This is a genomic window from Clostridium sp. LS (assembly GCF_002760435.1).
Taxonomy (GTDB): Bacteria; Bacillota; Clostridia; order Clostridiales; family Clostridiaceae; genus Clostridium.
The window spans coordinates 1-12224 of record NZ_AUUU01000002.1; the positions used below are offsets into that span (position 1 = coordinate 1).

Consider the following 12224-nt stretch of genomic DNA (forward strand, 5'->3'; position numbering starts at 1 on the left):
TTGATATATAAAGAAAAAATTAAGAAGAGTAGTGTAAATACTTTACACTAACTTATATAATGGGGAGGCAATTTTATGATAAACGTGACTAATGTAAGCAAAACCTTTAATACTCCAACTGGAAAAGTAGAAGTATTGAAGAATATACAGTTTGGAATTCATCGAGGTGACATTTTTGGAATAATAGGCTTTAGCGGTGCTGGAAAATCTACTCTGATAAGATGTTTAAACGGTCTTGAAAAACCAGACTCAGGTAGCATTGTTATTGGAGAAAATGAAATAACAAAGTTAAACAGAAGCGAGTTAAGAAATGCTAGAAAAAAAATAGGAATGATATTTCAACAATTTAATTTATTTGATTCAAGAACTGTTTATGAAAATATTGCGTTCCCATTAGAAATCTCTGGATACAGAAAGGATAAGATAAAAAGCAGGGTAGAAGAAATATTAGAATTAGTTGAACTGTCAGAAAAAAGAGATTCTTATCCATTACAATTAAGTGGAGGTCAAAAACAAAGGGTTGGCATTGCTAGAGCATTAGCTAATGAACCTGACGTGCTATTAAGTGATGAGGCAACTTCCGCTTTAGATCCACAAACAACATTTTCAATTTTAGAACTTTTAAGGAATATAAACAAAAGGTTAAATCTAACAATAGTTATAATAACACATGAATTAGACGTATTAAGATATTGTACAAACAATATGGTTGTTTTAGAAGATGGACGTATTGTAGAAACTGGAGATACAGAAAATTTATTCTCAAACCCTAAAAGTGATACATTAAAGAAGTTTATAAATATAACAAATGGATTTCAAAAGAATAGAAAATTCTTAGGAGGTGAAGGAATATGAATAGCGATTTAGTAGGTCTTCTTTTGACTGGTACAAAAGAAACCTTGTATATGGTTTTTATTTCATCAATATTAGCATTTATCCTAGGTGTCCCAGTAGGAGTTTTGCTTGTTGTGAGTGATAAAGGCGGCATATTTCCTTTACTTAAAGTCAATAAGATTGTTGGTTTTATAATTAATGTGATAAGATCTATGCCAGAAATGATACTCATAATTATTTTATTACCATTAGCCAAATTAATAGTGGGAACTACTTTAGGGGCAAATGCAGCAATAATTTCAATTTCTATAGGTTCTGCACCATTTCTTGCTAGGATAATTGAAAATAGCTTAAAAGAAGTTGAATTTGGAAAGATAGAAGCTGCAGAGGCAATGGGTGCGACCCCTTTTGAAATAATAAAAAAAGTATTACTTCCAGAAGCACTTCCTTCAATTGTTAGAGGAATTACTATAGCAGTAATTGGAATAATAGGTTTTACAGCTATAGCAGGAGCAATTGGTGCAGGTGGACTTGGAAGTCTGGCCATTAGATTTGGGTATCAAAGATTTCGTACAGATGTACTTATAGGAACTGTAGTTATATTGGTAGTAATAGTACAATCAATCCAATTAATAGGAGATTTTATTGCAAAAACTATTAATAAGAAAAGATTCAAATTTGAATAGAATTAATTGATTTCATTTTATAAAAATCAATTTCATCATAAATGTAAAATTACTTAAACTTTTATAGTCAATTAAAAAATTATAGTAAAAATGGGGGGAATTAAAATGAATAAAAAATTATTGTCAATAATAACAAGCGGACTATTATTAGTAGGGGTATTTGCTGGATGCTCAGCTAGTAAACAAGATGCAAGCAAACAAGCAAGTACAAGCGCATCAAGTGAAAAAAGTGAAGTGACCTTAAAGGTAGGTGCAGCAGCAACACCTCATGCTGAGATATTAGAGCACATTAAACCAAAGCTTAAGGAGCAAGGGATAAATTTAGAAATAGTAACCTTAGATGATGAAGGTCAATTGAATCCAGCATTAGATGAGAAGCAAATTGATGCGAATTACTTTCAACATCTTCCTTACTTAGAATCTATATCAAAAGAGAAAGGATATAACTTTGAGGTTGCAGGAAAAATCCATATTGAGCCAATAGGATTATATTCTAACAAGATAAAGTCAATAAATGATTTAAAAGATGGAGATAAAATTGGAATACCTAATAATCCATCAAATGAGTATAGAGCACTAGTTCTGCTAGAAAAAAATGGCCTTATTAAGTTAAAAAGTGGACTTGCAGACTATTCTGCAACACCTAACGATATAGCAGAAAATCCTAAGCATCTTCAATTCGTAGAAGCTGATGCAGCACAGCTGCCAAGGTCTCTTAATGATTTAGCAGGTGCAGTCATAAATACTAATATAATTTTAGATGCAAAAATTGACCCCAATACAGCGCTTATTAGAGAAAGTGGAGATTCTCCTTATGCAAATATAGTTGTGGTAAGAAAAGGTGATAAAGATAGAAAAGAAATTAAAGCGCTAATAGCTGCATTAACAACTGATGATGTTAAAAACTTCATAAAAGAAAAATATGGAGTAGCTGTAGTTCCAGCATTCTAAAAGGAGAGAAGAGTATGTCATACAAGTTAGCATTTGCAAGTAGTGATGGAAAGGTTGTTAATCAGCATTTTGGGAGAACAAAACAATTTTTGATTGTTGAAGTGGATGAGAAAGATTATAGGTATGTTGAAACACGGGTTAATGAGCCGCCTTGTCAGGAATTTCAACATACTGAAGATGCTATGTCAAAATCCATTGAATTAATATCAGATTGTAAGGCAGTCTTTGTTGCAAGAATAGGACAAGGAGCTTTAGCCCAAGTTGAGGCAAAAGGAGTAAAAGGAATTGAAGCCCCTTATTTTATAGAAGACATACTTAAAAAGGTATTAGATTCAAAAGTTAATGTTCTAGATATATTTTAGATTTTAAGATAAGTATAAATTTAAATCTTGAATAGTAAAAGATCTATTCAAAGTAATATAAAGGAAGTGAATTATATGGGAAATTTTTCTCATCTCGCAAAGACTCATCCATGCTTAGGTGGTGAAGCTCATTTTAAATATGGAAGGATTCATTTACCTGTAAGTCCTTCATGTAATATACAGTGTAAGTTCTGCAAAAGAGGGTTTAATAAATCGGAAATTCGTCCAGGTGTAAGTTCATTATTACTTACTCCGGAAGAAGCAGTAAAAACAGTTAGGAAGGCATTAACTTTATGTCCTGAAATTAGTGTTGTTGGAATTGCAGGACCAGGTGATACTCTTGCAACTGATCATGCTATTGAAACCTTCAGATTAGTAAAGAAGGAATTTCCACATCTTATTAATTGTTTAAGTACTAATGGATTAAGATTAGCAGAAAAAGCAGAAAAAATTGTTGAAGCTGGAGTTGAAACAATAACAGTTACAGTCAACGCTATTGATCCTAAAATTCAAAAAGATATATGCTCTTTCGTAATAGATGAAAACGGAAATAAATTAGAAGGAGAAGAAGGTGCTAGAAAATTAATTGATGCACAGCTTAAAGGAATTAAAAAGATAAGTGAATTAGGTGTAATAGTTAAAATCAACAGTGTTTTAATTCCAGGGATAAATGACAAGCATATTAAAGAAATCGCTAGAGTAACTAAGGAATTAGGAGCATCCATTTTAAATATAATTCCACTGATACCTCAAAACGAACTTTCACATCTCGAGGCACCATCTTGTTTGATGTTAGATAATTGCAGAGGAGAAGCAGGTGAATACCTTGACGTATTTAGGCATTGCAAACACTGCAGGGCAGATGCTTGCGGAGTTCCAGGCAAAAATCAAGATATACATGGACAATTATATGATAAAGAGGTAGTTGAGACATTTTCACATGGCTAAAAATCATGGAAAAGAATGTTAGCTTTGAAAATGTAATAAAGAGGTTTGAGGTAAATAAAATACTAAAGTTTTATTTACCTTAAAAACATAGTAAACAAATAAGAATAATATGAGTAATATATAGTAAGTTATATTAGTTTAATTATCAATATCCTTGATAGATGGATGTTAAAGTAAGCTACGCACTAATATAGCCTTAAGGAGGAGATCAAAATGAAAATTGAATCATTATTAGTTCACGGTGCTATTGATGGAGATGAAACAACAGGATCAGTAAATGTTCCAATTTATCAAACTTCAACATATAAGCAGCAGGAACTTGGAAAAAATAAAGGATATGAATACTCAAGAACAGGAAATCCAACAAGGGAAGCATTAGAAAAAACTATTGCATTATTGGAAAGTGGAATAGGCGGTCTTGCCTTTAGCAGTGGAATGGCTGCTATCACAGCAGTCCTATCTCTATTTCATAGTGGTGATAAAATAATTATTCCTAGTAATCTTTATGGAGGTACCTTTAGAGTAATTGATAAAGTATTTAAAAATTTTAATCTTCAATATGAGATAGTTGATTTTTCAAGAGTAAGTGATGTTAAAAGAATTTTAGATAGTAATAAAAATGGATCTGGCATAAAGGCAGTTATTATTGAAACACCTACAAATCCTCTTATGGATATTACAGATATTGAAGAAGTAAGCAAACTTGCAAAAGAATATGGCGCACTTACTGTTGTAGATAATACGTTTATGTCACCATACCTGCAAAGACCTTTAGAGTTCGGTGCGGATATTGTTGTCCATAGTGCAACTAAGTATTTAGGGGGACATAGTAATGTAGTAGCAGGCTTAATAGCAGTAAATGATGAAGAACTTTGGGAGAAGCTTCATTTTATACAAAATTCCACTGGAGGAGTGCTTGGACCGTTTGATTCTTTTATATTACTTCAAGGTATAAAAACTTTAGGTGTTAGATTAGATAGGCATAATGAAAATGCAGAAAAGATAGCAGAATTTTTATCTCAAAGTGAATATGTCGAAAAAATCTATTATCCTGGTTTAAGAGATTCTAAAGGATATGAAATTCATAAAAAACAAGCAAGTGGTTTTGGAGGAGTATTATCTTTTGTTATTAATGAAAAGGTTGATTATAAAAAATTTCTAAGTTCATTGAGACTTATAACTTTAGGAGAAAGCTTAGGAGGTGTGGAATCATTAATATGTCATCCAGCAAGTATGACTCATGCTGCTATCCCTTATAAAATAAGACAAGAAGTTGGAATTGTTGATAATTTAGTAAGATTATCAGTTGGAATTGAAAACATTGAGGATTTATTAGAGGACTTAAACAATGCATTTAAGGAGAGTTTAGTATGAATTACGTAAGTGATGTAAAAGAACTTATTGGAAATACTCCATTAATAAAACTAACTCATATTAATGTAAAAGAAAATGTGAATATATTTGCTAAATTGGAATGCTTTAATCCAGGTGGGAGTGTAAAAGATAGAATTGGAATAACAATGATTCAGGGGGCTGAAAAAAAAGGCATATTAAAAGAAGGTTATACGATAATTGATGCAACAGCAGGAAATACTGGTCTAGGAATAGCGTTAGCTGCAATTAATAGAGGGTATAATATTATTTTTGTTGTACCAACAAAATTTTCTATAGAAAAGCAAAAATTAATGAAGGCCTTAGGCGCTAATATTATAAATACTCCAGATGAAGAAGGAATGCTTGGAGCGATAAATAAAGCTGAAGAGCTGCTTGAAGAAATTCCTAATAGTATTAGCTTAGGACAATTCGAAAATGAGGACAACCCATTAGCCCATTATGAAAGCACTGGCCCTGAGATATATAAAGCCTTAGAGGGACATATAAGTTACTTTGTAGCAGGTGCGGGAAGTGGAGGTACTTTTACTGGGATTGTTAAGTATTTAAAAGAAAAGAATAAAAACATTAAGGGCATACTAGCGGATCCTGAGGGCTCTACAATGGTTGGTGGAGAGCATAAAAGCTATAAAATCGAAGGTATAGGTAATGATTTTGTTCCAAAAACAATGGATATATCTTTAGTCGACAAAGTTATTAAGGTTAATGATGAAGAGGCTTTTGAAAAGGTAAGATTATTAGCAAAAAAAGAAGGATTAATCGTTGGGTCATCATCAGGAGCAATACTTGCAGCAGCTTTAAAGTTATCTCAAGAAATAGAGAATGGAAATATAGTTGTTGTGTTTCCGGATAGAGGAGACAGGTATTTAAGTACAACCCTTTTTGATAATTAAATTTTACTGCAGTCTCCATTTGATGAACCTCAAAATAATTCAATTCAAAAGACTATATGAGGTGGATAAATGGCAATCCCACAACGAATCAACTATAAAACACCCATGTTTTTCATTGGGTAAAAATAGACTTAAGAAGATAGTACATTTTCCCAGAAGTCCGACCTGTAACATTAAAGCGGATTTAGAATAAATATACTTTTCACATGGATATAAATAGAAAGGGTGATATAATGTCAAAAAAAACAATAAATCTTAACTTAACGGAAGTAGAGAACCGAGAAATGAGATTAGGAACTATAACTGCTTGGGATGGTTCGGCAACTGAATTATGGAAGGAATCAAACTATGAATTGAGAAGTAAAAGAAAACATGGTGATTGTGAAAAACAAAAAGCATGTCGATTGTGTGAATTAAATTCGCCTCTAAATCAACAGACGATGTGTGCTAATGCGATTGTTGAATGTCAAATAGGAAATATTACAGACTGTATACTGATTCAGCATGCTCCAATTGGATGTTCAGCAGATAACCCTTGGTTTAATCTTGCCTTTAACATGGGACTTGGAAGAAGAAATAAACCACCACAGAATTTACAAATTTATAGCACGAATCTTTTAGAAAATGATATGGTTTTTGGTGCTTCAGATAAACTAAAACAAACAATACGAGATGTAAAGGAACGTCTTAATCCTAGAGCAATTTTTATTTCCATGTCATGTGCTACTGCTATTATAGGTGAAGATATAGATAGTATTGCTGCTGAGATGGAAGAAGAAATTGGAATAACTGTTATTCCGTTGCATTGTGAAGGCTTTAGATCAAAACATTGGAGTACTGGATTTGATGTTTCACAGCATGGAGTTTTACGTCAAATAGTAAAGCGTGAGCCGAAAAAGCAGAAAGATTTAATAAACATTGTAGCTTTATGGGGAACCGATTATTTTACAGAAATATTAAAACCTCTTGGCTTGAAAGTAAATTATATGATAGACATGGCAAGTTATGATGAACTTGCTCAGGCATCGGAAGCTGCAGTTACTGCAACATTTTGTCACACACTTGGCTCTTATATGGCTACAGCACTTGAGGAACATTTTGGTGTTCCACAGGTTGATGCACCTCAACCCTATGGAATTGCAGGCACCGATGCATGGCTCCGAGCAATTGGTAAAATTGTTGGCAAGGAAAAAGAAACCGAAGAATATATAAAGAGTGAGCATGAAAGAGTATTTCCTAAAATTCAGGAATTGCGCAATAAGTTTAAAGGGATTAAAGGATTTGTTATGACAGGTTCATCTTATGCACATAGCCTTATTTCAGTATTGCGCGAATTAGGGATAGAGGTTGATGGCTCTGTGGTATTCCATCATGATCCAGTTTATGATGGTGGACATGAGAATCAAGATACGTTGCAGGAGCTTATTAGTAGTTACGGAGATATCCCTAATTTTACAGTAAGTAAAACACAGGCATTCCAACTAAATGCCTTATTTAAACGAGTAAAGACAGATTTTGTAATAATTCGACATCAAGGACTGGCACCTGAAGCGGCAAAACTTGGCATTCCATCTTTAGCGATGGGGGATGAGCATTTTCCTGTTGGTTATGATGGAATAATTAGGACAGGTGAAGTTTTGTTAGATATTCTTGCTAGAAAGAAGTTTAATGAAGTTCTTTCTAGACACGTTAATAGCCCGTATAATGAATGGTGGCTTAGCCAAGATGATCCGTTCTTGCTTGCAAGACATCCTGAAGTACTTAATGAAAGAGTTAAACTTTAGTAAAGGAGCTACGTCGATACATTGGTTATGGACATGAAGGACGAATGAGTTAAGGACGTTTTGAAAACTGGCGATTCTATTGGATATGGGAAGTTCGCACTATAGGTGAATGAGTTTAAATGGCAGTTATAGAATGAGAATTAATAAGGTTGTATTTGGTATACCTTTTGAACCTATAACCAAGCATGAAAGTCAGAAGAATTCATAACTATTGGTCCTAAGATAAAGAGTCAAAAAATTAATGATTGCAAAAATACGGAAAAAGAGTTTTCGTAAAAATATTCGAGGAGGATTAGAATGGCTGAGACTAAGATAAAGAAAGAAAGTAGTTCAATAGTACATCCACATTATGCTTGTGCGATCGGTGGGGTATATACTACAGTGGCAATTAAGGGAGGTGTTCCAATTGCGAACTGTGGCCCGGGGTGCATGTATAAACAATATTTTTTTATGGGATTTGAAAATGGTTTTCAAGGCTCTACCAGTAATGGTGGAGGTAACGTTCCTAGTTCAAATGTAGGTGAGAATGATATTGTATTTGGTGGTGAAAAAAAACTTGATGATTTAATAAAATCAGCTTTAGCAATTTATAATGGTGAATTATTTGTGGTAGCCACAGGCTGTACTGGAGAGCTTATAGGAGATGATGTTGGAGCAGTTGTAAAAACATATCGTGAAGCAGGTTACCCTATAGTTTATGCAGATACAGCTGGCTTTAAAGGTTCAAACCTAGTGGGTCATGAAATTGTCGTAGAAGCAATTATAGACCAATTTGTTGGAGATTATGAAGGTGACAAGAAAAAAGGATTAATTAATTTATGGTTTGAAACACCTTTTTTTAATACAAATTGGCGTGGAGATTATTTGGAGATTGTAAGAATTTTAAAGAACATAGGCTTTGAAGTAAATGTGCTTTTTGGACCACAAAGTGGTGGAGTAAAAGAGTGGAAGGAAATTCCTAAAGCACAATTTAATCTTGTAATATCACCATGGGTAGGAGTGAAAATTGCGAAACATTTAGAAAAAAAATATAATCAGCCTTATTTGCATATTCCTGTAATACCTATTGGTGAGGAAGCTACAACTGCGTTTATAAGACAATTAGTTGAATATGCAGGGATTAATGCTGAAAAAGCGGAAGCATTTATTGCAGAAGAATCAGAAATCTATTATTACTTTTTAGATTCATTTTCAAACTTTTTTTCAGAGTATTGGTATGGCTTACCGTCTAGATTTGCTGTTGTAGGAGATAGTGCTTATGCACTTGCTTATACAAAATTTTTATCAGATCAGATAGGACTCATACCTGTGAAGCAAATCATTACGGATAATCCGCCAGAGCAATTTAGAGAGAAAATAAGTGAGGAATTTAGAAATCTATCAGAAGGTGTATCTGTAGAGGTAGAATATATTGAAGATGGTTATTTTGCAGAAAAATCACTTTCAGAAGCTGATTTCGGTTCAGGAGTTCCATTAATATTAGGTTCAACATGGGAATCTGAAGTAGCACGAGAAAAAAATGCATTGCTGCTAGAAATAGATCCACCATCCTCTGAAACATTAGTATTGAACAGAAGTCATATAGGATATAGAGGTGCTTTACAGTTGATAGAGAGAATTTACACGGCAACTGTAGGTGGAAAATAATAATAAAAAGAGATTACATACAGTATTTAATTATAGTTAGCAAAACAATACTTTTGTTTATAAATATGGGTAGTAAGTAAACTCTGAATATAGGATTATGATTATAAGCCTGACATTTTCGAAAGAAAGTGTCAGGCTTATAATTTGGTATAGTATCTAATTGGAGGGGGAAGGATTGAAGATCGATTGAAATTTCTGTTGAATAGCATGACTTACGTACAAATATTTAAATAAGCTATATATTCTAAAATTTTATTTGTTATACTTTTTTTATCCTTAATGTAATATGTACCCAATATTTTCAATAGTTAGCAAAATTCAAAGAGTTAATTATCTACCCAGTAGCAATTAAAATATTTAATAAATTATCAATTATGTGTCAATACTAATATTAATATAAGATAAAATCTATAATGTAGAATATTATTGTGGTAGTATATAGATATAGAGTAATAATATATAGTAAATTGTATAATGGAGGTAATTACTATGGGTATTAAACAGATGTTAGCAAGTTTTATGAAAGAACCTGCATACAGACCAATGGATATAGAAGAATTAGTTGCCGTGTTTGATATAAAGAGAAATGAATATAGTGCCTTTAAAAAGACATTAAAAATGATGGAGAATGAAGGCTTTATTATGAGAAATAAGAAAAATAAATATATGATAGTGCAAGGAAATAATCAAGAAGGATTAATTACTGGTACACTTCAAGCCCATGCAAAGGGTTTTGGTTTTCTTATCCCAGATGAAGAAGGGCAAAAGGATGTATTTATCCCAAGCAACTGTATTCATGGAGCTATGAATGGAGATAAGATATCAGTTAAAGTAACTAGGGAAGATTCAAGTACTAAAAAAAGAGAAGGCGAAGTAGTTGAAATTATCGAAAGGAATACAACAAAGATAGTAGGTGTATATGAAGACTCACAAAACTTTGGATTTGTAGTTTCGGAAGACCCTAGAATATCTAAGGATGTTTTCATTTCTAAAAAGGATAGAAACGGTGCGAAAGATGGAGATGTTGTTACAGTTAAAATAACTAAATGGCCTGAAGCAAATAGAAAAGCAGAAGGTGTTGTAACAGAAATTTTAGGAAGAAAAGGCGATAGAGGAATAGATATTCTAATGATTATCAAAAAACTTGGACTTCCAGAAGAGTTTAGTGAAAAAGTATTAAGTTACGCTGAAGGAGTACCTGATGAAATTGATGAAAGAGAATATAAAGGAAGGAGAGATTTAAGAGACTTAAGGATGGTTACAATAGATGGAGAAGATGCTAAGGATTTAGATGATGCTGTATCTATTGAAAAATTAAGTAATGGAAATTATAAATTAGGAGTTCATATTGCAGATGTAACTCACTATGTTAAAGAAAGCAATCCTTTAGACAAAGAAGCATTGAAAAGAGCTACATCGGTTTATCTAATTGATAGAGTTATACCAATGCTTCCTAGAAAATTATCCAATGGTATATGTTCATTAAATCCAAGAGTTGATAGATTAACATTAACATGTTTTATGGAAATAGATCGAAAAGGTAAAGTTGTAAATCATGAGATAGTAGAATCAATAATAAAAACTAATGAAAGAATGACATATACAGATGTTACAAAAATCTTAAAAGATCACGATGAAGAATTAATCAAGAAATATGATTATCTTTATGAAGATTTTAAAATGATGGAAGATCTTTGCAATATTCTTAGAGAAAAAAGAACAAAACGAGGAGCTATTGATTTTGAGATAGCAGAAGCTAAAATAATATTAAATGAGCTCGGAAAGCCAATTGAAATTAAGCCTTATGATCGTGAAATTGCTAATAGGATAATAGAAGAATTTATGTTAGCAGCTAATGAAACAGTGGCTGAGCATATGTTTGGTACTCATTTACCATTTGTATATAGAATACATGAGAATCCGGACGAAGAAAAGTTAGCTAAATTTAAAGAATTTATTTATAATCTAGGATATGCAATCCAATGGACAGAAGACATCCATCCAAAAACTCTGCAGGATATTTTAGAAAAGGTTAAAGGAAAAAATGAAGAAACTGTTGTAAGTACTTTATTGCTACGTTCTATGATGCAGGCAAGATATGCACCAGAATGTAGTGGACATTTTGGTCTTGCAGCACAGTATTATTGCCATTTTACTTCTCCAATAAGAAGATATCCGGATTTACAAATTCATAGAATCATAAAAGAGCACTTGCATGGAGAAATGGATGAGAAGAGAATAAATAAATTAAAAAATATAGTTGGATATGCAGCAAAACAATCTTCAGAAATGGAAAGAAAAGCACAAGATGCTGAAAGAGAAGTTGATGATCTTAAAAAAGCTGAGTATATGCAAGACAGAATTGGTCAAGAATTTGAGGGAATTATATCTTCAGTTACTTCTTTTGGAGTATTTGTTGAACTTCCAAATACAATTGAAGGTTTAGTTCATATTACTGACTTAGATGATGATTATTATATATTTGACGAAGCGCACCTAAGTCTTGTTGGTGAAAGAACAAAGAAGTTTTATAAGCTTGGAGATAAAGTTAAAGTAGAATGTATTCATGTAGATATAACAAATAGAGAAGTATTCTTTAAAATTACACAAGAACCTAAAAGGGAGGAAGCAGCAGAAGAATCCAAAGATCAAGTTCTTGAATTAGTATAATATAAGGCACAATCAAAAAAATAATAGACCAGTATGCTTGCCTGTTTCGCGTCATAC

The 12224-nt window shown here is 32.4% G+C and carries 10 protein-coding genes; all 10 read left to right on the plus strand.

Annotated elements, in window-relative coordinates:
* Positions 1-75: 75 nt before the first annotated feature.
* The 10 genes from COL3_RS00175 (at position 76) to rnr (ending at position 12167) form a co-directional block, all read left to right on the plus strand.
* Positions 76-855 (plus strand): ATP-binding cassette domain-containing protein, encoded by a 780-nt coding sequence (locus COL3_RS00175; RefSeq protein ID WP_008423181.1) that lies wholly within the window; start codon positions 76-78, stop codon positions 853-855.
* A complete protein-coding gene (locus COL3_RS00180; protein WP_008423183.1) occupies positions 852-1520 on the plus strand; it encodes a methionine ABC transporter permease in 669 nt (222 codons plus the stop codon). Before COL3_RS00175 ends, COL3_RS00180 begins: the two co-directional genes overlap by 4 nt.
* 105 nt (positions 1521-1625) lie before the next feature.
* Positions 1626-2471, plus strand: a complete 846-nt coding sequence (locus COL3_RS00185) for a MetQ/NlpA family ABC transporter substrate-binding protein (protein ID WP_008423185.1) — start codon at positions 1626-1628, stop codon at positions 2469-2471.
* 14 nt (positions 2472-2485) lie between these two features.
* Entirely contained in the window at positions 2486-2833 is a 348-nt protein-coding gene (locus COL3_RS00190; protein ID WP_008423187.1) for a NifB/NifX family molybdenum-iron cluster-binding protein, read from the plus strand.
* 75 nt (positions 2834-2908) lie between these two features.
* On the plus strand, positions 2909-3781 hold the full coding sequence (locus COL3_RS00195; protein WP_008423189.1) for a radical SAM protein: 873 nt from the start codon (positions 2909-2911) through the stop codon (positions 3779-3781).
* 213 nt (positions 3782-3994) lie between these two features.
* On the plus strand, positions 3995-5155 hold the full coding sequence (locus COL3_RS00200; RefSeq protein ID WP_008423192.1) for a PLP-dependent aspartate aminotransferase family protein: 1161 nt from the start codon (positions 3995-3997) through the stop codon (positions 5153-5155).
* The gene (cysK, locus tag COL3_RS00205) at positions 5152-6066 is read left to right on the plus strand and encodes a cysteine synthase A (protein ID WP_008423195.1); all 915 of its coding nucleotides are present in this window, start codon (positions 5152-5154) and stop codon (positions 6064-6066) included. Before COL3_RS00200 ends, cysK begins: the two co-directional genes overlap by 4 nt.
* Before the next feature lie 233 nt (positions 6067-6299).
* A complete protein-coding gene (locus COL3_RS00210) occupies positions 6300-7850 on the plus strand; it encodes a nitrogenase component 1 (protein ID WP_008423197.1) in 1551 nt (516 codons plus the stop codon).
* 297 nt (positions 7851-8147) lie between these two features.
* Positions 8148-9497 carry a nitrogenase component 1 gene (locus tag COL3_RS00215; protein ID WP_008423200.1) on the plus strand — a complete coding sequence of 450 codons (1350 nt, stop codon included), beginning with the start codon at positions 8148-8150 and terminating at the stop codon, positions 9495-9497.
* A 489-nt stretch (positions 9498-9986) separates the two neighbouring features.
* Positions 9987-12167 carry a ribonuclease R gene (gene rnr, locus COL3_RS00220; RefSeq protein ID WP_008423202.1) on the plus strand — a complete coding sequence of 727 codons (2181 nt, stop codon included), beginning with the start codon at positions 9987-9989 and terminating at the stop codon, positions 12165-12167.
* The last annotated feature ends 57 nt before the right edge of the window (positions 12168-12224 follow it).

Bases quoted from the DNA above. Each gene is read 5' to 3' on its own strand.
- COL3_RS00175 (WP_008423181.1), top strand. From the start codon at position 76: ATGATAAACGTGACTAATGTAAGCAAAACCTTTAATACTCCAACTGGA.
- COL3_RS00180 (WP_008423183.1), top strand. From the start codon at position 852: ATGAATAGCGATTTAGTAGGTCTTCTTTTGACTGGTACAAAAGAAACC.
- COL3_RS00185 (WP_008423185.1), top strand. From the start codon at position 1,626: ATGAATAAAAAATTATTGTCAATAATAACAAGCGGACTATTATTAGTA.
- COL3_RS00190 (WP_008423187.1), top strand. From the start codon at position 2,486: ATGTCATACAAGTTAGCATTTGCAAGTAGTGATGGAAAGGTTGTTAAT.
- COL3_RS00195 (WP_008423189.1), top strand. From the start codon at position 2,909: ATGGGAAATTTTTCTCATCTCGCAAAGACTCATCCATGCTTAGGTGGT.
- COL3_RS00200 (WP_008423192.1), top strand. From the start codon at position 3,995: ATGAAAATTGAATCATTATTAGTTCACGGTGCTATTGATGGAGATGAA.
- cysK (WP_008423195.1), top strand. From the start codon at position 5,152: ATGAATTACGTAAGTGATGTAAAAGAACTTATTGGAAATACTCCATTA.
- COL3_RS00210 (WP_008423197.1), top strand. From the start codon at position 6,300: ATGTCAAAAAAAACAATAAATCTTAACTTAACGGAAGTAGAGAACCGA.
- COL3_RS00215 (WP_008423200.1), top strand. From the start codon at position 8,148: ATGGCTGAGACTAAGATAAAGAAAGAAAGTAGTTCAATAGTACATCCA.
- rnr (WP_008423202.1), top strand. From the start codon at position 9,987: ATGGGTATTAAACAGATGTTAGCAAGTTTTATGAAAGAACCTGCATAC.